The 21547-nt window shown below is 59.9% G+C and carries 19 protein-coding genes; 6 read left to right on the top strand and 13 right to left on the bottom strand.

Translation table 11 applies throughout. From position 1 onward, the window contains the following. Positions 1-80 precede the first annotated feature (80 nt). Genes ACA043_RS01125 through ACA043_RS01115 form a run of 3 tightly spaced genes read left to right on the top strand, consistent with a single transcriptional unit; the run spans position 81 to position 2648 of the window. Positions 81-890, top strand: coding sequence for a MetQ/NlpA family ABC transporter substrate-binding protein (locus ACA043_RS01125; RefSeq protein WP_497658464.1), 810 nt, complete (start codon positions 81-83; stop codon positions 888-890). A 2-nt stretch (positions 891-892) separates the two neighbouring features. Further along, positions 893-2014, top strand: a complete 1122-nt coding sequence (locus ACA043_RS01120) for a methionine ABC transporter ATP-binding protein (RefSeq protein WP_497658463.1) — start codon at positions 893-895, stop codon at positions 2012-2014. After that, complete coding sequence (locus tag ACA043_RS01115) at positions 2004-2648, top strand: methionine ABC transporter permease (RefSeq protein WP_064116958.1); 645 nt, start codon at positions 2004-2006, stop codon at positions 2646-2648. Before ACA043_RS01120 ends, ACA043_RS01115 begins: the two co-directional genes overlap by 11 nt. Positions 2649-2700: 52 nt before the next feature. Here ACA043_RS01115 and ACA043_RS01110 read toward each other — a convergent pair whose 3' ends face one another. After that, positions 2701-4110 (bottom strand): hypothetical protein, encoded by a 1410-nt coding sequence (locus ACA043_RS01110; protein WP_497658462.1) that lies wholly within the window; start codon positions 4108-4110, stop codon positions 2701-2703. Between the two features lie 527 nt (positions 4111-4637). Here ACA043_RS01110 and ACA043_RS01105 point away from each other — a divergent pair. After that, positions 4638-4994: a DUF6124 family protein gene (locus ACA043_RS01105; protein WP_497658461.1), complete on the top strand. Its 357-nt coding sequence runs from the start codon at positions 4638-4640 to the stop codon at positions 4992-4994. Between the two features lie 142 nt (positions 4995-5136). Continuing rightward, positions 5137-5763, top strand: a complete 627-nt coding sequence (locus ACA043_RS01100) for a class I SAM-dependent methyltransferase (protein WP_497658460.1) — start codon at positions 5137-5139, stop codon at positions 5761-5763. A gap of 1 nt (position 5764) precedes the next feature. Here the strand turns inward: ACA043_RS01100 and ACA043_RS01095 are convergent, their stop codons facing one another. The 4 genes from ACA043_RS01095 to ACA043_RS01080 all read right to left on the bottom strand — a co-directional run bounded on the left by ACA043_RS01095 (position 5765) and on the right by ACA043_RS01080 (position 13334). Then, positions 5765-8017, bottom strand: coding sequence for a glycoside hydrolase (locus ACA043_RS01095; RefSeq protein WP_497658459.1), 2253 nt, complete (start codon positions 8015-8017; stop codon positions 5765-5767). A 90-nt stretch (positions 8018-8107) separates the two neighbouring features. Next, positions 8108-11173 (bottom strand): efflux RND transporter permease subunit, encoded by a 3066-nt coding sequence (locus ACA043_RS01090; RefSeq protein WP_187679372.1) that lies wholly within the window; start codon positions 11171-11173, stop codon positions 8108-8110. Next, complete coding sequence (locus tag ACA043_RS01085; RefSeq protein WP_489879643.1) at positions 11170-12234, bottom strand: efflux RND transporter periplasmic adaptor subunit; 1065 nt, start codon at positions 12232-12234, stop codon at positions 11170-11172. The genes ACA043_RS01090 and ACA043_RS01085 overlap by 4 nt, the downstream gene beginning before the upstream one ends. Further along, positions 12231-13334, bottom strand: a complete 1104-nt coding sequence (locus tag ACA043_RS01080; protein WP_497658458.1) for an efflux RND transporter periplasmic adaptor subunit — start codon at positions 13332-13334, stop codon at positions 12231-12233. Before ACA043_RS01080 ends, ACA043_RS01085 begins: the two co-directional genes overlap by 4 nt. Before the next feature lie 200 nt (positions 13335-13534). Between ACA043_RS01080 and ACA043_RS01075 the strand changes: the two genes are divergently transcribed. After that, on the top strand, positions 13535-14731 hold the full coding sequence (locus ACA043_RS01075; protein WP_497615940.1) for an AAA family ATPase: 1197 nt from the start codon (positions 13535-13537) through the stop codon (positions 14729-14731). 226 nt (positions 14732-14957) lie between these two features. Here the strand turns inward: ACA043_RS01075 and ACA043_RS01070 are convergent, their stop codons facing one another. From ACA043_RS01070 to ACA043_RS01035, 8 genes are all read right to left on the bottom strand, one after another. Beyond that, complete coding sequence (locus tag ACA043_RS01070; RefSeq protein ID WP_497658457.1) at positions 14958-15830, bottom strand: transporter substrate-binding domain-containing protein; 873 nt, start codon at positions 15828-15830, stop codon at positions 14958-14960. Then, on the bottom strand, positions 15827-16609 hold the full coding sequence (locus ACA043_RS01065) for an amino acid ABC transporter ATP-binding protein (protein ID WP_497658456.1): 783 nt from the start codon (positions 16607-16609) through the stop codon (positions 15827-15829). Before ACA043_RS01065 ends, ACA043_RS01070 begins: the two co-directional genes overlap by 4 nt. Beyond that, positions 16606-17265 (bottom strand): amino acid ABC transporter permease, encoded by a 660-nt coding sequence (locus ACA043_RS01060; RefSeq protein WP_187679366.1) that lies wholly within the window; start codon positions 17263-17265, stop codon positions 16606-16608. Before ACA043_RS01060 ends, ACA043_RS01065 begins: the two co-directional genes overlap by 4 nt. Beyond that, positions 17246-17911 (bottom strand): amino acid ABC transporter permease, encoded by a 666-nt coding sequence (locus tag ACA043_RS01055; protein ID WP_497658455.1) that lies wholly within the window; start codon positions 17909-17911, stop codon positions 17246-17248. The genes ACA043_RS01060 and ACA043_RS01055 overlap by 20 nt, the downstream gene beginning before the upstream one ends. A 501-nt stretch (positions 17912-18412) precedes the next feature. Next, positions 18413-19210, bottom strand: coding sequence for a MetQ/NlpA family ABC transporter substrate-binding protein (locus ACA043_RS01050; RefSeq protein ID WP_401264768.1), 798 nt, complete (start codon positions 19208-19210; stop codon positions 18413-18415). A 167-nt stretch (positions 19211-19377) separates the two neighbouring features. Next, entirely contained in the window at positions 19378-20310 is a 933-nt protein-coding gene (locus tag ACA043_RS01045; protein ID WP_187679363.1) for a sigma 54-interacting transcriptional regulator, read from the bottom strand. Between the two features lie 56 nt (positions 20311-20366). Further along, entirely contained in the window at positions 20367-20948 is a 582-nt protein-coding gene (locus tag ACA043_RS01040) for an alpha/beta hydrolase (RefSeq protein WP_187679362.1), read from the bottom strand. A gap of 196 nt (positions 20949-21144) precedes the next feature. Then, positions 21145-21546 (bottom strand): ExbD/TolR family protein, encoded by a 402-nt coding sequence (locus tag ACA043_RS01035; RefSeq protein ID WP_145254769.1) that lies wholly within the window; start codon positions 21544-21546, stop codon positions 21145-21147. Position 21547: the final 1 nt, after the last annotated feature.

Here is a 21547-nt window from a genome sequence, read left to right as displayed (position 1 = left end):
TCCAAATGTGGGAGCGAGCCTGCTCGCGAAGAGGCCCGACCAGACATCACACATTTCATGCACTGACTGGAAAAACCACTATGACCAAGAAACGCCTGTCCCACCCAGTCAAAGCACTGGCCCTGGCCCTCGGCCTGTTCAGCTCGGCCGTCTTCGCCGCCGACGCTGCGCTGAAAATCGGCACCACCGCCGCCTTCGCCATTCCGCTGGAAGCCGCCGTCGAAGAAGCCTCCAAACAAGGCCTGAACGTCGAACTGGTGGAGTTCACCGACTGGATCGCGCCGAACGTCAGCCTCGCCGCTGGCGACATCGACGTGAACTACTTCCAGCACATCCCGTTCCTGGAGAACGCCAAGGCTGCCGCCGGTTTTGATCTGGTGCCATTCGCCCCGGGGATCATCAACAACGTCGGCCTCTACTCGAAAAAATACAAAAGCTTCGAGGAGCTTCCAGAGGGCGCCAGCGTCGCCATCGCCAACGACCCGATCAACAGCGGTCGCGGCCTGCAACTGCTGGCCAAGGCCGGGTTGATCACCCTGAAGCCGGGGGTCGGCTACAAAGCCACCGAAGACGACATCGTCGCCAACCCGAAGAAACTCAAAATCCTTCAGGTCGAAGCCGTGCAACTGGTGCGCGCCTACGACGACGCCGATCTGGTGCAGGGCTACCCGGCCTACATTCGCTTGGCGAAAACCTTCGATGCCGGTTCCGCGTTGCTGTTCGACGGCCTCGATCACAAGGAATACGTGATCCAGTTCGTGATCCAGCCGAAGAGCAAAACCGATCCGCGCCTGATCAAATTCGTCGACATCTACCAGCATTCGCCAGCCGTCCGCGCGGCACTGGATAAGGCCCACGGCAAGCTGTATCAGGCCGGGTGGGAAAGTTGAGCATGACAGCCGCGACCCAACGGCGACTGGATATTCCAGAGCTAAAGAATGCTGAACGTACAGAATTGCATCCCAAGCTGAACCGCGCCCACGTGCGCTTCATCGGCCTCGGCAAAACCTACGAAGGCCGGCAAGGCCCGGTCGCTGCCCTGCAAGGCATCGACCTGGCGATCCAGCGCGGCGAAGTGTTCGGCATCATCGGCCGCAGCGGTGCGGGCAAGTCGTCGCTGATCCGCACGATCAATCGTCTGGAACAACCGACCTCAGGAAGGGTGCTGATCGATCAGGTGGACATCGGCGAGTTCGATGAAGACCGCTTGGTCGCCCTGCGCCGACGGATCGGCATGATCTTCCAGCACTTCAATCTGATGTCGGCGAAAACGGTTTGGCAGAACGTCGAACTGCCGCTGAAAGTCGCGGGTGTGCCAAAAGAACAACGCGAAAAAAAGGTTCGCGAACTGCTCGAACTCGTCGGCCTGCAAGCCAAGCACAAGGCCTATCCGGCGCAGCTTTCCGGCGGCCAGAAACAGCGTGTCGGCATCGCCCGCGCCTTGGTGCATGACCCGGATATTTTGCTCTGCGACGAGGCCACTTCCGCGCTCGATCCGGAGACGACTCAGTCGATCCTCGGCCTGCTGCGCGAGATCAACAAACGTCTGGGCCTGACCATCGTCCTGATCACTCACGAGATGGCGGTGATCCGCGACATCTGTGACCGCGTAGTGGTGCTGGAACACGGCCATGTCGTCGAGCAAGGCCCGGTGTGGGAAGTGTTCGGCAATCCGCAGCACGAGGTCAGCCAGACGCTGCTCGCGCCGCTGCAACATGCGTTGCCAGAAGAATTGCAGAACCGTTTACAGGTGCAGTCATCATCCTCCGGGGCGGCGGTGGTGCTGCGTTTGCAGTTCACCGGCAGTGCCAGTGATGAGCCGGATCTGGCGGCATTGTTTTCGGCGCTCGGTGGGCGGGTGAAATTGCTCCACGGCGGCGTGGAAAGAATTCAGGGGCACGCGCTCGGGCAACTGCTGCTTGCCGTGAGCGGTTCGCCGTGGAGCGCCGAGCAACTGCGTGAACGCGCCGGGCAATGGGCGCAACGGGTGGAGGTGTTGGGTTATGTGGTTTGATCGCTTGCTGCAAGGTTTTATCGACACGTTTTTGATGGTCGGCGTGTCGTCGCTGATCGCATTGCTGGTGGGGATTCCCATGGCGGTGATTCTGGTTACCAGCGACAAGGGCGGGATTTACCAGGCGCCGGTGCTGAATCGCGCATTGGGCGCATTCGTGAACCTGTTCCGCTCGATCCCGTTTCTGATCCTGATGGTCGCGCTGATTCCGTTCACCCGCCTGATCGTCGGCACCACCTACGGCGTGTGGGCTGCTGTGGTGCCGCTGACCATCGCCGCGACGCCGTTCTTTGCGCGAATAGCCGAAGTGAGTCTGCGCGAGGTCGATCACGGTCTGATCGAAGCCGCGCAAGCCATGGGCTGCCGACGCTGGCACATCGTCTGGCATGTGCTGTTGCCGGAAGCGCTGCCGGGGATTGTCGGCGGTTTCACCATCACGCTGGTGACGATGATCAACTCCTCGGCCATGGCCGGCGCAATCGGCGCCGGTGGCCTGGGCGACATCGCTTACCGCTACGGTTATCAGCGGTTCGATAGCCAGATCATGCTGACGGTGATTGTGTTACTGGTGGCGTTGGTGGCGGTGATTCAGTTGGGCGGGGATCGGTTGGCGCGAGGTTTGAATAAACGCTGAAGCCCATCAAGGGATCGCAGCCTGCGTGGGAGCGCAAAGGCTGCGATATTGCTTAATCCTCGATCAGGCTATCGAGCCACGCATATTGGGCTTTGCTTTGATGCAGCACCTGCATGCTTTTCGCCGCACAAATCAAACTGTCAGCATTGTTCACCGCCAGGTGCGCTCGCATCTGCGGGTTTGCATTGAACAGGTCAACCGCCGCCTGAAGGTCCAGGTCGTCGCCGATTCCCAGGTAATCACCGACACCGAACAAAAAGGCATCGTGGTCATCCGAAAAAGACTTCAAATAATCGACCGTCAATCCGCCGCGCATGATCGCCTCGGAGACACCGCGCTCAGGAACGTCGTAAACGGTCAACGAATCCCCATCCAGCAAACGGCCCAGACGGCTGTCCAGATAGAAATAATCCGCTGCATTGGGCCCAATGCTCTGGAACCGGTCGACTCTGTTGGTGTGCAACATTTCATGGCCCAGGGAAATACTCAAAGTCCCGCGCTGCATGTACTTGCGATTAAGAAAGAACCGACCGTGAAAATCATTCTTGTACATCCATGCCCCGCTATTGGTGTCCGCATCGACCCCGAGAAATTTCTCATCCCCCCAAGCCCCTTGGTACTCCCTGGAAAGCGCCAGGCCTCGCGCAACTGAATCGGCGAATCGCTGGGTAACGGCGCGGTGAGCGCTGCCAAAGAAGCTTTCGTACACCCCCTCGGCGTCGGGATATTGCAGGCCGATGGCGTGACTGGCCTCAGAGAAAATGCTTTCGACCGCTTGCAACTCCGAGCGAATCATTACCGCCTGCTCCATCGGGAACTGCTTCAACCCGCGTGCGACCAGCGTGCCCTCCTGCGCCGCCGTGTACTCGAACGAGTCATCGTTACCGGTATGAACCCGGTTTTTTTGGGCGTAGTCGGTTCTGACCTCACGTATGAGCTGATCAATGTCGATATCAATCACTTTGCCCGGATCGGGCAAAGGCCGAGACCGTTCGAGTGACCAGATCTTGCTGCGCGGATCAAAAAACAGCGCCGGCCCCAGCGCTGCCGATTCAGAGGCCAGCGCTGCCCGATATTCACCGGCGATGCCGGTTTCCCGGACCAGTACGATCTCGCCGGGAGCGATATCGACATAGTTTCGGTTCTTGAACACCCTGAGGCCCTGAGCATTGGCTGCGGGCAAGTTGGCCGGTGCTCTCAAGCTGTAGCGCTCAAGTGTTTTGATCGTCGGATGCAGGGGCGTGACCTGGGCAGAATGCAACGGAGTAATCGTGATGACGGAGGGCGACGGGTCAGCAGGCGAAACCGCCTCCATGCCTGATAGGTCCGCGTCAGGGCGGTGAATCTTCACCGGCGTCCCGTCGCCGGATGGCGTACTGCCGGCTCTTTTACGGGTTGGCGTTGCATCCGTCGAGTGACGGCGGGTCGACGAGGTGGAGCCGGGGTTGCGAACAATGCCCATGAAAAATCCTTTTTTTGAGTGAGTCCCCCTGAATAAAAAACAGGGCAGACATCGCGATAGTCGTCTATCGCGCAGGCGTCATTACATCCCGGAGCGAACCGCAGAGTGCGGTACATATGTATTGCACAGTCGGTAGGGTTTTATGCTTTGCCGTGAGGAGCGATTCACACCGAAAAGGGAAAATTTCGTACAGGAAAATCAGAGAGCCTACAGGCCTGTTCTCTTTCCTTTGCAGGACATTTCCTAGATCATTCCGAGCGCTTGCGCCTGCCGGATCCGGTGGCTAGTCTCGGCCCGTCACTGCTCATCAGTGATCGGGTTTAGTCGCCCGGGTCAAGTCGGGCGTACAGCGTCACCTCGTGTCAGGGGCTTTTTCCTGCCTGAGCGTTATGGTGGCTGTGCGCAGGGCACCTTCGGGTGCGCCGGTTTTGCCTGACGACCGGTCGACTAACCTGTGCGCAGCCGCCACCCCTGTTCGTTTAGTCGCGATATCGGTTGGCTCCAATTAACGTTCAGGAGTTTTACCCATGAAAAAGATTGTCCCCGATCCACCTTCAGAAAAAACCACCGAAAACGAACCCTCCAGCGAGCAGTTCAAAGACCGCTCCGCGCTGTACCGCGCCATCGATTTCTACCTCACCGGCAAGCAACCCTCCCCGCCTGATGAACTGCGCTTCTACAACGTCAGCGAAGACGTCAGTTTTGAAGACGCACAGCTCTATCTCGCCGATCTTCTGCGCTGTGCTTCCGTTTCGGCGTATCAGTGTGGCGATCATCTGCAAGGCGCGGACCGGGCCATGGTGTTTTCGGTCTGGCATTTGCTGGAGATTGCCAAGGCAATGGTGGATCGCTCGATTGATTGTCTGGGGATGAAGAAGAGCTGAAAATTTGGCGGCTGTGCGTGGGGCACCTTCGGGTGTACCGGTTTTCCTATTGACCGGCCTACTACCTGCGTGCAGCCGCCACCCAATCATTTCCTTTCATGGCGTATATTCGGCCAATCTCAATCGCCCACGCAGTCCAACCATGAAACAGACCCCCACCGACCTCGAACAGATCACCGCCACCACGCTCGGCCACTACAATTCGGTAGCCGAAGACTTCCGTGAGGGTACCCGCGATCACGATGTCAGCCAGAACATCGACGCACTGTTGCGGCATATTCAGGGTGTGGCGCCGTTCAGCATTCTTGATTTCGGCTGTGGGCCGGGGCGGGACTTGCAGGCGTTCACGCGTATGGGCCACGTCGCGGTCGGCCTCGACGGCTCGGAGAAGTTTGCGCAGATGGCCCGCGAGGACAGTGGCTGCGAAGTGTGGTGCCAGGATTTCCTCAAGCTGGATCTGCCCGAAGAGCGCTTCGACGGGATCTTCGCCAACGCCGTGCTGTTTCATGTGCCGTTACAGGAACTGCCACGGGTTTTAGGGCAACTGCGAAGCACGCTGAAACCGGGTGGTGTGCTGTTCAGCTCCAACCCGCGCGGGGATAACCAGGAGGGCTGGAACGGATCGCGTTTTGGCGCGTATCACGACCTGCAAGCGTGGCGCGGCCTGTTGACCGCTGCCGGGTTTGTCGAACTGGAACATTACTTCCGTCCGGCAGGGCTGCCACGCGAACAGCAGCCCTGGCTGGCCAGCGTCTGGCGCAAGGTCTGAGTCAGGGCAAGGTCTGCACCCGATAGTGGCTGACCGCATCGTCCGGCGTTAGCACGGTGATGCTTTCGCCCGGCAAGGTTCGGCCATCCACGTCACGCGCGGCTTGATCGAAGTTGGCCAACAGTCGAGTGCCGTCCTCAAAGGACGTCTGCTGAACCCGTCGATCCTCGCTCAGCCATTGGAAACCGGTGAGTGCCTGCGTTGCCAGGCGCTCATGCAGCGGGCGGAAGAACGCATCCTGACGCGCAATCAGTGGCAAGCGTTGCGCCAGCGTTGCCGCGCTCAGGTGATACAGCGGCGGTACGTTGTAGAGCAATTGCGTGAGTTCGTTTTCCACCCGCACGTTGCTCAGCTTCAGGCTGTCGAACAGCCAGTGATGACTGGTGATGACCGAACCGTGAAACACCGCCTGGTACAGCGGCAATCGGCTGGCTGGATCAAAGTGAATACGCCGGTACGATTCTTTGATCGGCACGGGTTTGAAGAACACCGCCGGTTGCTCGGGTGGATACCACTTGCCCGTGAAGTATTCGGAGTCGGGGTTCTTACTCATATCGGCGTCACCCCAACCGATCACCGGTGTCTGCATGCCATGGGCGAACAGCACGCCTTGAGCCGTCGTCGCGTTACCGTCTTCGGAACCGCTGGGCAGTTGCAGCGTTTCGTTGATCCAGCGTGAGGCCTGAACGTTACCCTCGGCGTTTTGCGCCTGGGTCATGGTCGCGCCGGGCCGGTAGCTGTCGAACACCATGCCCGCCGCATAGGCATCGAGGAACCAGCTGTTGAAACCGGTGGCGGCGCTGATGGCTTTGATGCGTTTCTCAAGTAAGGGACGCACGCAACGCGGATCGGTGTAGTGACCGGACTGCTGAAAGCCGGTTTTCGCCACGCCGCTTTCCAGCACGATGGCGCAGTCCACATTGGCCTTGTCGCCCAGGTGCGCGGTGGTCCAGTCCGGGTTCTCGGCCCGGCTCAGCGCCGTTTCGTAAGAGTCATACGGCGCGATCAGATACCCTGCCGCCACGCCCGCGCGAACCGCCTCCGGATGCCAGAGCCCGCCCTCCCATCCATCGCCGAGTCCCAGCCACAAGCGCGGCAGTCCTGCGTTCTGCAACCGTTCGATGGTATCGAGCGAAAGGCTGCTGCCCCAACGCGCGGAGTCGACAGTCAAGACACCCGCGAAATCGGCGGCCAATTGGCTGCGCAGTGCTGCGTAGCCGCTGACCAATGCCTGCATGTCCGGCACCGCACGAGCCTGCCAGGTTTTGCGCGCCTGAGCGGCCAGCGCGCGGTTAATCCCGCGCAACAGCACGGTCTGCTGATAGCTGTTGAGCACGGTTTCGCTGGCGAGCATCTGCAACGCTTCACGATCCATCCCGGCCCGTAGCGCACTGGCAAGTCTGGTTTGGCCACGTAGTTTGCCGAGCAGCGCCGGCCAGTTGCGCACATCTTTTTGCCCCAGCAGATCATTGCCCCACAGATAGACATGACTGGCGCCCAGCAACTTGCGCGCCTGCGGGGTGTTCTCGAGCTTGCTGCTCAGGGTTTCGAAACGGCCATTATCGATCAGCCATTGCCGATAGCGCTTGGCGCCGGCCAACGGATCGGCGTCGCCCAGAAACAGGCTGAAGGTCAGCGGCGTCGACGGTGCCAGTGAAGTGAATTGATGCCGCGCCGCCAACGCCAGCGTGTCGCCGTCAGCGCTGAACTGCAGTTGGTTGTTGTAGGGATTGCTCAGCAACCAGCTAAGGCTGAAGCCCTCGTGCTCGACACCCCACAGCGGCAGGCTCAGATCCTGAGTGCTGTCGAACTGGCCCTGATCCACCAGAAACGCCTGCCACAGCGGATCGCCGCGCGGCACGTAATGCCCTTCGGCGAGCGGCCAGATCAGTCCTTTACCCATCGCACTGCCGGGTTGGCGCAGGAACTCCAGTTCAGCGGGATCACGGGCGGTGATCGAGAAGCTCAGGTCACGCTGATCGAGTTCAACGCTGAGCGACCAGGCGCCATCGTCCCATTGCCAGTCGAGGCGATTGCCGCGCCTGAGCAACTGGCTGACCTTGTGCGCATCAACACCCGTCGATGCCTGCACGGTCGCGCTGTCGGCCGGGGTCACACGCACCGCGAGAGTCGCCGGATCGATCTGCACCCGCCACAACGAATTTTCCAGCAGCGTTTCGGCCACCGATGAGGGCGACAGGCACAGGCCGACCATCAGCAGCAGTTGGCGCAGCCAGCAAGCGACAGTCGACATCGGGCGTCCCTCCTCCAAATGGAGGAAGGACGGTAACGCAATCGACCGGGGTTGTAAGTCAGACCGTTCCCAAAGGTGTAACGGGAGCAATCAATGGTTCGATGAGGCTGAGTCCTTCTTCGGCTCGCGAATCTTGTACCAGGCCACGTACAGCGCCGGCAGAAACAGCAGCGTCAGCAGCGTCGCAATCACGATCCCGCCAATCATCGCGTAAGCCATCGGCCCCCAGAACACTTCCCGGGCAATCGGGATCATGCCCATGCTGGCCGCCGCTGCCGTCAGCAGAATCGGCCGGCGTCGATGTTCAGTGGCTTCCACCACCGCGTCCCACGGCGCCAGCCCCTTCTTCTCGAACTCATCGATCTGCGTCACGAGGATCACCGAGTTGCGGATGATGATGCCGATCAGCGCCAGAATCCCCAGGATCGCCACGAAGCCCATGGGCGTACCGGTCGGCACCAGCGCCAGCACCACGCCGATCAGCCCCAGCGGCGCTACACTCGCCACCAGAAACATCTTCTGCACGCTGTGCAACTGGATCATCAGGAAAGTCGCCATCAAAAACAGCATCAATGGCAGCACCTTGGCAATCGGCCCCTGAGCCTTGCCGCTCTCCTCGACCGTACCGCCAGTGGCGACTTTGTAGCCGACCGGCAGTTTTTCGGCGAAGGCATCGATCGCCGGTTTGAGCAGTTTCACCAGGTCGGTCGGCTGAATCTCGTCGCGCACCGACGCCTTGATGGTGATGGTCGGCAAACGGTCGCGACGCCACACCAGCGGCTGTTCCAGCTCGTAACGCACGGTGGCGAACGCCAGCAGCGGAATCGACGTGCCGCCCGGCGTGACGATTTGCAGGTTCTGCAGGGTTTCCGGCGTACCGCGCTCCGAATCCACGGCGCGACCGACCACGTTGATCAGGTAGATATCGTCATCGACCTGGGTCAACGGCGAGCCGCTGACGATGCTGTTCATCAGGTTCGCCACGTCTTCGGACGACAGCCCGAGCTGGCGCGCCTTGTCTTGGGCGATGTCGATGCGCAGGACTTTGCCCGGCTCGTTCCAGTCGTAAATGATCTCGCCGATGTGCGGGTTCTTGTCCAGTTCGGTGGCCAGATCGATGGCGTGTTTGCGCACCTGATCGATGTCCTTGCCGCTGACCCGGTACTGGATCGGGCGACCCACGGGCGGCCCCATTTCCAACGCCTGCACGTAACTGCCGATACCGACGAAGTCCTTGTGCAAACGCTCACGCAGACGCTGGCTCAGGGCTTCGCGGGCCTCGAAGTCTTTGCTGACGATGACCAGTTGCGCGTAGTACGGGTTCTGTAATTGTTGATCGAGCGGCAGGTAGAAACGGATCGCACCCTGGCCGATGTAAGTGCTCCAGCGCACGATGTCCGGATCACCCTTGAGGGTTTCCTCCAGCTTGTCGACGGCCTTGCGGGTTTCGTCGATGGAAGCGTTTTGCGGCAGGTTCAGGTCGACCAGAATTTCCGGGCGATCCGAGGACGGGAAAAACTGGTTCTGTACAAAGCGCATGCAAAACACCGCCAGCACAAAGCACACGACCGTAATGCCAATCGCCCACCAGCGGTTGCGCATCGACCACAACAGACCATGGTTGAACGCACGACCGACGCGCCCGGGCTCGGCCGCATGGGGTTTCACGTTGGCGCTGAGAATGTGCACACCGATCACCGGCGCAAAGAACACCGCCACCACCCACGACACCAACATCGCCACGGCGATGACCGCAAACAGCGTGAACGTGTATTCACCCGCCGAACTGGCGTTGAGGCCGATGGGCACAAAACCGGCGACCGTCACCAGCGTACCGGTGAGCATCGGGAACGCCGTTGAGGTGTAGGCGAACGTCGCCGCCTGCTCCCGGGTCTCGCCCATTTCCAGGCGTGTGACCATCATCTCCACGGTGATCATCGCGTCGTCGACCAACAGGCCGAGGGCGATGATCAATGCGCCAAGGGAAATCCGCTGCATGGTAATGCCGCTGTATTCCATGAACACAAACACCATCGCCAGCACCAGCGGAATCGAGCACGCCACCACCAGCCCGGCACGCACGCCGAGGCTGATGAAGCTCACCACCAACACGATGATCACCGCCTCGAACAAGGCGCTGGTGAAGCCGCCGACGGCCTCTTCCACCACCACGGCCTGATCGGAAACCGTGTGTACACCAACGCCTACCGGCAAGTCGGCGGTGAGTTGATCGATGCGCGCGTGCAGCGCTTTACCGAATTCCTGAACGTTGCCGCCCTTCTGCATGGCAATCGCCAGACCGATCGCCGGTTTGCCATCGAAGCGGAACTCCGGAGTCGCCGGATCGACGTAACCGCGACTGATATCGGCAATGTCGGCCAGACGATAGAAGCGGTCATTGAGCTTGAGATTGACCTCGGCCAGATCCTTCTCCGAGGCGAACTGCCCCGACGTGCGCACGGAAATCCGCTCCGGCCCGGCCTCGATCACCCCGGCGGGTGTCACCGCGTTCTGCGATTGCAGGCTCTGCACCACTTGGCGCTGATCGATGCCCAGCGCCGCCAGTTTGCGCGTGGAGAAGTTCAGATAAATCACTTCGTCCTGCTGGCCGACCATCTCGATTTTGCCCAGCCCCGGCACATTGCGGATCTCGGCGCGCGCCTGTTCCACGTAATCGCGCAACTGGCGCATGGTCAGGCCGTCGGCGGTAAACGCGTACACCGAGCCGTAGACGTCACCGAACTCGTCATTGAATCCCGGCCCTTGAATGCCCTTGGGAAACTGCCCGCGAATATCGTCGATCTTCTTGCGCACCTGATACCAGATTTGCGGGATGTCCTTGGCGCTGGTGGTGTCGCGCAGGTACACATACACCGTCGATTCGCCGGGGCGGGTGTAGCTTTTCACGTAGTCGAGCGAATCCAGTTCTTCGAGTTTTTTCTCGATGCGGTCAGTGACTTGCTTGAGGGTCTCCTCTTGGGTCGCGCCCGGCCACTTGGTCTGGATCACCATGGTCTTGATGGTGAATGACGGATCTTCTTCACGGCCCAGATTGAAGTAAGAAAACACCCCCATCAGCAGTGCAACGAACATCAGATACCAGACGAACGACTGATGCTTGAGGGCCCATTCGGAGAGGTTGAAAGAGCCTTTCATTGACTGTCCTCGTCAAGTTTCACGGATTGTCCGGGTTTGAGGCTGTTGACGCCGGCGCTGACTACCTGCTCGCCGTTCTTCACACCGCCGGCCAGCACCACAGTGCCATCGGTGCGGCTGATCACGCTGACGTCGCGCGGGTTGACGGTTTTGTTTTGGGTATCGACTACCCAGATCCGCGTTTTACCGTCGACCTCCTGTATCGCCGTGGCGGGCAATTCGATGCGCGGCTTGATCGCCGAACTGAGGGTCACGCTGATCGCCGTGCCGAGACGGAACCCGGGCGGCGTTTCGGCCAGGGTCAAACGGGCGCGACGGGTACGCGTCGCACTTTGCGCCTGCGGTTCGATTTCGCGGATGGTCGCTGTGGTGTTAATGCTCGGATCGAGTTGCGCGGCCACCAGAAACACCACGTCGCTGGGGATCTGATCGACCAGTGTGTCCGGCAGATCGATCACGGCTTCCTTGATGTCCGGTTGCGCCAGCGTCACCACTTGCTGGCCGGCAGTGACCACTTGCCCGGCTTCGGCATTCCACGCGGTGACCACGGCTTTGTGGTCGGAACGCAACTGGGTGTAGTCGAGTTGATCCTTGCTCTGGTTGACCGCCGCCCGCGCCTGCTCCAGCGAGGCCTGGGTAGTTTTCAAATCAGTGGTGGCGATGTCCAGTTGTGCCTGCGCGCCAACCCCGCGATCAAACAGCGCTTGCTGACGCCGGGCGTTGGCCTGTGCATTGATCAGTTGCGCCTGAACCCTGGCCAGATCGCCTTGGGCAGAGCGCAACTGGTTCTGTTGGTCGGAGGGGTCGAGCGTGGCGAGCAGCGTGCCCTTCTCGACTTCGGCACCGACGTCGACGTTGCGGCTGGCGATGCGCCCGCCGACACGGAAACCGGTGTTGCTCTCGTAGCGCGCCTGAATGCTGCCGGCGAAACGGCCGAGGGTTTCCTCGTTCAGCGCCTGGACCTTGATCGACAGCACCGGCCGCACCGGCTCCGGCGGCGGTTCGTTTTTCGAGCAGGCGGCCAACAACACAGCCACGGACAACAGCCCCAGACGCCTCATGGCTGTGCTCCCGGTTGCAGATCTTTATAAGTGTTTTCGGCGATCTCGACTTTAATGCCCGGGTGCAACAACTGCCCGCCGGCGACGACGACTTTCTCGCCGCCCTTGAGGCCTTCGCTGATGATGACTTTGCCGGTCAGATAGCGCCCGACCGTGACCGTGTGCAATTGCGCCAGGCCCTGATCGTCGACCATCCACACGGCGGGGTCGCTGACGTTTTTGGTCAGCGCCGACCATGGCAACTCGACCGCCGATTTGCCGGTGCCTTTGGCGGTGGCGCTGACTACCGAACCGAGTTGCATGCCCGGCGGCAGTTTGTCGAGGGTGACTTTGACTTGCACGGTACCGGACTGCGCAGACACCGCTGGGGTGATTTCGCGCACGGTGCCGGTGGTTTTGATGTTGGGGTTGTCGAGCAGGCTGACCACAATCGAGCGATCTGACGGCCGCTCGGCCAGCAGCGATTCGTACACGTTGAACACCGCATCACGGTCGCCGTCACGGGCCAGACTGAAAATCGGTGCGGTGGCCTGTACCACCTGGCCGACCTCGGCCTGACGCTCGGTGATGATCCCTGGGGCATCGGCAATCAGCGAGGTGTAGCTGAGCTGATCCTTAGCATTGGCCAGTTGCGCCTGAGCGGCGCTCAATGCGCTTTGGCTACTGCGCAACGCCGCCTGGGCGGAATCGTATTCGCTCTGGCTGGTGTAACCCTTAGGCAACAGTTTTTGCTGGCGCACGAATGCCGCCGCAGTCTGCTTGACCCGCGCCTGTTCGGCGACGACTTGAGCTTGAGCCGAGTCGACGTTGGTCTGCAAATCCTTGGGATCGAGTTTGGCCAGCACTTGCCTGGCCGTGACACGGTCACCGACATCGACCATGCGCTGAATGATCTTGCCGCCGACGCGGAACGACAATTCCGTCTGCACGCGGGCCTGCACGTCACCGGTGAGGGTCACGGCAGCCGCGTAATCCGCGGGCTTGACCTCTTGCACAAAGACCCGTGGCAGGTACTCCTGCGGGGCTTTTTCCTCGCCACAGGCGGCGAGCAAAGTGAACAGGCCCAGCATGACCACTGTTTTCAATCCGGGACTCGCCATGCAGACTCCTTCCTTTGTACGAACGTGCAAGTGACGATACGACTGTGAGCTTAGAACAGGGTTCAACGTTCGCTCGCGCGATCAGCACATTTCCCCTGTAGGCGCTGTCGCTGGCTGCGATCTTTGCTTTTAAAGCTCAAGATCAAAAGATCGCAGCCTGCGGCAGCTCCTACAATGGTCGCCTCAAGAGAAGGATTTTCATGCTCAAGACCCTCGCGGTGGCCAATTACCGCTCGATCAATAAATTGGTAATCCCGTTGGGCCGGCTGAACCTGATCACCGGCCCCAACGGCAGCGGCAAGTCCAACCTCTATCGGGCACTGCGTCTGCTGGCGGAGACCGCACAGGGCGGCGTGGTCAATGCGCTGGCCCGTGAGGGCGGGCTGGACTCGACCTTCTGGGCCGGGCCGGAAACCATCAGTCGACGCATGCGCAACGGTGAGGTGGCGATCGAGCCGACGGTGCGCCAGGGTGTGAAGCGTTTGCGCCTGGGGTTTGCCGGGGAGGATTTCAGTTATTCGATCAGCCTGGGGTTGCCCGACTCCAACGGCCATTTCATGTTGCCCGAGCACGCACAGCCGATACCCTCGCTTTTCAGCCTTGATCCGCAAGTCAAACGCGAATGCATCTGGGCCGGGCCGCTCTATCGCCCGGCCAGCCTGCTGGTGGATCGCGACGGGCCGATGATCCGCGCTCGCGCCGAGCGTAAATGGGATGTGCTGGCGCAACACACGCCGAACTTTGACAGCCTGTTCGATCAGGTCGGCAGCTTGCGCAGTTCACCGGAAGTGTTTCAGATGCGCGAATTCATCCGCCGCTGGCGCTTCTACGATCACTTTCGCAGCGACGCCGACGCCCCGGTGCGCCAGCCGCAGCTGGGCACGCGCACACCAGTGTTGCATCACGATGGGCGGGATCTGGCGGCAGCGTTGCAAACCATCATTGAAATCGGTGACCCCGAAGCGTTGCATACGGCGATCAGCGATGCGTTCCCGGGCGCACGACTGCGCATCGAACCGCAATCCGGCGGACGCTTTGCCATCGAGTTTTATCAGGAAGGTTTGCTGCGACCGCTTTCGGCGGCAGAGCTGTCGGATGGCACGTTGCGCTATCTGCTGCTGATCGCCGCACTGCTGACGCCACGACCGCCGTCGCTGATGGTGCTGAACGAACCGGAAACCAGTCTGCACCCGGATCTGTTACCGGCATTGGCGCGGTTGATCATTCGCGCCTCGCAGGAGTGTCAGGTGTGGGTGGTGTCCCATGCGCGGCGGTTGATTTCGGCATTGCAGGAGGATCCGGAGTGCAATTGCATCGTGCTGGAGAAAACGCTGGGGCAGACCGGGATTGTCGGGCAGCGGGTGCTGGATGAGCCGGCGTGGAATTGGCCTGACTGAGTGAGGCGTCCGGCCAAAAGCCCCTCACCCTAACCCTCTCCCGGGGGGAGAGGGGACTGATTGGGGGATGCCTCAGAGATACGCCGACCTGATCATGCTGTACCGGATCCATAATCGACTCGGTATTTCAGGTCGATGTTCGACGCAAGACAACTCGGTCGGCCCCCTCTCCCTCCGGGAGAGGGCTGGGGTGAGGGGAAAGTCTCACCGCCGATCTACCAGGCACTCACCCCTGCCACTTCCCACCCTCAACAATCACGCTCTCAGGCTGGGTGTCATCACTCAATTCTTTACGCACATATTGGTCGTACAGTTTGAGCAGATATTTCTCTTCACCCAGTTTGGCCAATTCGGTATTCACCCAGTCACGCAACTCGATGTTGCCCTTCTTCACCGCCGGCGCAATCGGCGCTTCGGCCCCGAGCTTTTCCTCCAGCACGCGATAGCCGGGGTTCTGCTTGGCCCAGCTGAACAGCACCAGATTGTCCTGCGCATAGGCGTCGCCACGGCCATTGGCCAGGGCTTGCAGCGACTCGGAGTTTTTCTCGAACTTCAGCAGCTTCCAGTCCGGGTGATTCTTGGTCAGCCAGATATCCGCCGTCGTACCCGTGGTAACGATGGTGGTGCGAGTCGCCAGGTCATCGAGGTTTTTCACTGAGCTGTTCTGCGGCACCAATGCCTGCACCGCTACCTTGAGGTTCGGGTTGGTGAATTCCACCGCTTCCTTGCGCTCCGGAGTGACAGTCATGTTGGCGAGGATCAGGTCGACCTTGTCGCTTTGCAGGAACGGAATGCGGCTCGCCGGTTCCACCGCGACGAACTCGACCTTGTTCTCGTCGCCGAGCAGATCCTTGGCAAATCGGCGGCCGATGTCGGTATCAAAACCCACATAACGCCCGGCCTCATCTACGAAGCCGAACGGCGGCTTGTCGGTAAAGACGCCGACGATCAATTTGTCGCGGGCTTTGATTTTGTCCAGATAACCGGCCGGCGCGGTGCTTTCGCTGGCGACTTTGGGCTTTGGCGGTTCTTCGGTTTTATTGCAGCCGGCGAGCAATGCGAGGCTGAGGAGAGGCAGTAAAAAAGCGGCAGTTTTCATAGCAGTTCCAGTTCCTTTGTCGGATTCGTTTTGGGCAGTGTTGCAACGAAGGAGAACTTCTCCAGGAACTGCTGCGCGCGTGCGGTTTGCGGGTTCGTAAAGAAAATCTCGGGCGGGGTCTGTTCAAGGATGCGCCCGGCATCCATGAACACGATGCGGTCGGCCACCGCGCGGGCGAAGGCCATTTCATGGGTGACGATCAACAGGGTCATGCCCTCGCGGGCCAGGCCCTGAATCACTTGCAGCACCTCCTTGACCATCTCTGGATCGAGTGCGGCGGTGACCTCGTCGAAGAGCATCACCCGTGGGTTCATGCACAGCGAACGGATGATGGCGATGCGTTGTTGCTGGCCACCGGAGAGCTGTCTTGGATAAGCATCACGCTTGTCCGCCAGACCGACGCGATCAAGCAAGGCTTCGGCTTGTTGCTGCGCTTCACGGCGCTGACGCTTCTGCACTTTGAGCGGGCCGAGCAGCACGTTGTCGAGCACGCTCATGTGCGGGAACAGGTGATAACTCTGGAACACCATGCCGATCTGCTGACGCACTTCGCGCCAGTCGGTGGTCTTGTCCAGCAGTTCGCGCCCGGCAAATTTCAGGCTGCCGCTGTGAGCGCTTTCCAGACCGTTGAGGCAACGCAGCAAAGTGCTTTTGCCGCAACCGCTGGGGCCGAGGATGACGATCACTTCGCCTGACTGCACGTGCAGGTCGACGCCGTTGAGCACCTGTTGCTCGCCGTAGAATTTGTTGAAACCGTGAAACTCGATCAATGCACTCATGCTTGCGTCCAGCGCCGCTCCAGCACGCGTGAGGCGGCCGAGAGCGGGTAGCAGATGAAAAAGAAAAACAGGAACAGCGCGCCGTAGATCAGCACCGATTCGTAGGTGCGCTCGATGATCTGCTGGCCGACCTTGATCACGTCGACCACGCCGATCAGCACCGCCAGCGAACTGGTCTTGATGATTCGCGTGTAGACGTTGATGGTCGGCGGCGTCATGCGTTTCAGCGCTTGCGGCAGCAGCACGTAACCGAAGAGCTGCGGGGCGCTCAAGCCAATCGACAACCCCGCCTCACGCTGCCCGCGCGGCAACGAATGCAATGCGCCGCGCGCCACTTCACCCACTTCGCTGGCGCCCCACAGCGACAACACCAGCACCGCGCACCAGAAGCTCGGCAGGCTCACGCCAAAGAAAATCGGCAGACCAAAAAACAGCAAGTACAGCCAGACCAGCACCGGAATCGCCCGGAACAGCTCCAGATACACCCGCAGAATCGCGTTCAGCCACGTCACATTGAGTGTGCGCAATACGCCGTAGAGCACACCGCCAACGGTGCTGATAGCGATACTCAAGAAAGAGATCGACAAGGTTTGCCCGGCGCCTTTTGCCAGTTGCGGCAACGACACCCAGAGCAATTCAAGACCCGAACTGGCCATGCTGGAGCCTCCTTTCCAGACGGCTGAGCAACAGCGACAGCGGCAAAAACAGCAGCACGCAAATCAGTGTCAGCACGGCGAGCATTTCGTAGGTTTTGTAGTAGAGCGCGATATAGCTCTTGGTGGTGTAGAGGATTTCCGGCACCGCCACCGCCGAGACGATCGTGGTTTCCTTCAGCAGGAAAATGAAATTGGCGAACAGCGACGGCAGGCTGAGGATCCCCGCTTGCGGCAGGATCACGTAGCGCAACAACTGGCCGTGGGAAAGGCCGATGGAGCGGCCCGATTCCAGTTGCGCCTGCGGCACCGCATCGACGCCCGCACGCAGCACTTCGGTGAGATAGGCGCCACCGAGGAAGGTCATGGTGATGATCGCGGCGGTGAAGCCGGAGACTTTGATCCCCAGCGCCGGCAAGGCGAAATAAACGAAGAACAACTGGATCAGCAACGGCGTGTTGCGCGCCAGCTCCACATACAGGCCGACGGCGCGCTGCAAGTAAGGCGTGCGGAACACCAGAATCGTCGCATTGAGCAGCGCCACCAGCAGCGAGGTGCCAATGGCGATCAAACCGACCTGCAGCGTCACGCCCACGGCTTTGAGAAACGCCGGCAGGGTGCTGAGCATAAAAGCGTAATCGAAGGTCATGAAACGTCCTGTACGCCGCTCGGTAAGCGACGGTGGTGCAGTCCATGGACAGCGGATAACTGCCCGGCAGGAAGCGACTTTATAGGTATAAAAACGAGAATTTAAATACCGTTAAAGCATATTGATATCACCCAAAAAACTATCCTGTGGGTTTGCCGGGAAGGAATAAGAAGGCTATTTTTCCTTTCGCTGTAGGAAGGATCTTTTTTTCATGAAAGCCCTCCAAGGACGAACAGCTTTTGGCCAGACTCCCCCGGCCGAACCATTACAAGGAAGAGAACATGGACGTAAAAGTGCCGCAGCGACTGGATCCGCAGGACATTGTGAAATTGCTTATGGCGTTGCGCCGCGCGTTGAAAGCGCAAACGGCCTGAGCCGTTAACCTGCTCATTCCCACGCTCTGCGTGGGAACGATCATGAATCGAGCACACACAAAAACGCCGATGACTATCACTAGCCATCGGCGTTTTTACATCTTGAAGGGTTCACTCAAGCGTCAGATCAGAACGCCGGCAGTACCGCGCCGTTGTACTTCTTCTCGATGAACGCTTTGACTTCCGGGCTGGTCAGGGCTTTGGCCAGTTTCTGGATGGCGTCGCTGTTCTTGTTGTCCTCACGGGCAACGAGGAAGTTCACGTAAGGCGAATCAGCACCTTCGATCACCAGCGCATCCTTGGTCGGGTTCAAACCGGCTTCCAGCGCGTAGTTGGTGTTGATCATGTCCAGATCAACTTCCTTCAGAACGCGTGGCAGCAGAGCCGATTCAAGTTCCTTGAACTTGAAGTTGTGCGGGTTCTTGGCGATGTCTTTCGGCGTTGCCAGGGCGTTTTTCGGGTCTTTCAACTCGATCAGACCAGCCTTCTGCAGCAGGATCAGAGCGCGGCCGCTGTTGCTGCCTTCGTTCGGGATGGCGATGGTTGCGCCGTCCGGCAGTTCAGCCAGCGTCTTGTACTTGCTCGAGTAGCCACCGAACGGTTCAACGTGTACGCCTTGCACAGTCACCAGGTACTTGGACTTGTCGTCCTTGTATTTGCCCTGGTTGAAGCTGTTCAGGTACGGCAGGGTCTGGAAGTAGTTGGCATCCAGACGCTTTTCGCCCACCTGTACGTTCGGCTGCACGTAGTCGGTGAAGACTTTGATTTGCAGATCCACGCCTTCTTTGGCGAGGGTCGGCTTGATCAGCTCAAGAATTTCAGCGTGCGGCACCGGGGTCGCCGCGACGACAAGTTTCTCGCCGGCCTGGGCCAGGGAAGCCGTCAGAGCAGCCGCCAATGCGGTAAACAACAGAACCTTTTTCATGCAGTGTCCTTATCGAAAATCACGGTCGCTGATGGCGACGGCATCTAATACGTGTGCCAGTGAAGTGATATCGCTGGCGTAAGGCGGACAATACCGGGATTTTTTATTCCCGGACAATAACGTTTATTCAGCTTCATATTCCATTTTGTTCATGTTGAACGAAATGGTTACAAACGCTCGCTCAAACTAATCAGCAACTCTTTCAACGCCTTACGTTCGCCAACGCTGCCACCGATGTTGATTTGCGTAACCAGCCGTTCGATTTGAACCTGCGGGCCAGACGCGTCGGGCAGGTTCAGGTGCTCCGGCAAGATCTCGTCGCCGGTGCTCACCAGCAAGGCAAAGTGAATGACGTTTTCCAGCTCACGGGTGTTGCCCGGCCAGCTATGTTGCTCCAACAGATGCTGCGCCGCCTCACTGATCAGCGGCACCGGCAGGTCCAGACGCTGGCTGTAGATGCCGAGGAAATACTCGGCCAGCGAGAGGATGTCGCCGATTCGCGCGCGCAGCGCCGGCAACTCCAGTTGCCCTTCACTGAGGTAATGGTAGAGCCGCTCGTGGAATTTCCCGGCGTCCACCGCTTGCGCCAGATCAATGCTGGTCGCCGCCACCAGCCGCACATCCACCGGGCTCGGCTGAGGCGCACCGACGCGGGTGACTTCGTGGTTTTCCAGCGCCGCGAGCAATTTGATCTGGATCGGCAGCGGCAGGTCGCCGATTTCATCAAGGTATAAGGTGCCGCCATTGGCCGAGCCGAACCAGCCCGCACGACTGCTGGCCGAACCGCTGTAACTGCCGGCGGCATAACCGAACAGCTCGGCATCGGCGTAGGTCGGGCTGATCGCGCCGCAATTGACGGAAACGAACAGACCACTGCGATCACTGGCGCGGTGTATGTGCCGGGCGAGCAGTTCCTTACCGGTGCCGGTCTCGCCGCGAATCAACACCGAAATCGAGCGTGGCGCCAGTTGCTCAAGCTCTTCGCGCAACTGGCGCGAACGCGGATCGACGAACACCAGCGCTTTGGCGCGAATGCTCAGGGGGCTTTTTTCCGCATCGGGAAAGGTCAGCAACGGCTGACCGAAAGTATCGAAACTCATGGCAGACTCCCGCCCACAACCGCCGGCAGACGGGGGCGCTTAAAGAAACAGGAAAATCAGGCGCGACGTCGAGCGTTATGTTCCATGCGGTTTTGCAGGCGATAGAGATAGGCAAAACCCTGCTCCCAACGCTGATGCCCGGACTTCACATTGATGTGTCCGGCACCGGCCAGAATCCCCGCCTCTGCGCCCCAGTTACGCGCCAGCTCCAGAGCACGCGGCGCGCTGACGGCGGCGTCGTTGTCGGAGCTGACGACCTGGCTGGGGAACGGCAAAAGATCGCTCGGGATCGGCGCGAAATTGCGCAGCGCCGGCGCGCAGGTCGGGCGCTCGACATCCGCTGGCGCGACCAGCAAGGCACCGCGTACCTGACGCAGGTATTGCAGCGGCGCGGTCGCCGCCCAATGGGCAACGGTGACGCAGCCCAGGCTGTGCGCGATGAGGATGACCGGGGTGCTGTCGGCGGCAATCGCCTCGGCCAGCGCGGCGACCCAGTCTTCACGGCGCGGGGTCAGCCAGTCGGCCTGTTCCACCCGCGCACTGTTCGGCAGGCTGTTCTGCCAGTGGGTTTGCCAATGATCTTCTGGCGATCCTTGCCAGCCCGGCACAATCAGGTAGCGAATTGATTCGTTGCGCATGGGGAGCTCTCCTGCGTGTCTGTTCCTGGTCGAGTATAGGGAGGGGATTTATATTCGTTAAGGAATAAGAAGCTATTTATTAAGACCTGAAAGGCATATTAATGTTTTGTGTAGGGGGGAATGGAGGAAAAAAATCGGAGATAAAAAAAGGGCCGCACCCTGCCAAGGAGACGGCCCCGGAAAATCGAAAATTCTTCTACCGCGCCGTGATCACCGACAACTTGGTAATCCCCGCCCGCTCAATCGAGGCCATGGCCCGCGCCACTTCCCCGTAATTCACTCCGTCATCCGCCTGCAACTGCACGCGCACTTCCGGGTCTTTGGCCTTGGCCGACTTGAGGTTGAACTCCAGCAAGTCCGGCTTAATCTCGTCCTTGTTGATAAACAGTTTGCCGGCGCCGTCGATGCTCACCACCAGCGGGTCTTTCTGTTCAACCGGCGCGACCGCTTCGGTCTTCGGCAGGTTGATCGGTATCGCGTTGGTCAGCAGTGGCGCGGTGACGATAAACACCACCAGCAGTACCAGCATTACGTCCACCAGCGGCGTCACGTTGATCTCGCTGAGTACCTCATCACTGTCTTGCGTGGAGAAGGCCATA

This window comes from Pseudomonas sp. LBUM1648, from assembly GCF_059716145.1.
The sequence above is the reverse complement of the archived record's forward strand: the minus strand, read 5'-3'. Positions and strand labels throughout refer to the sequence as shown.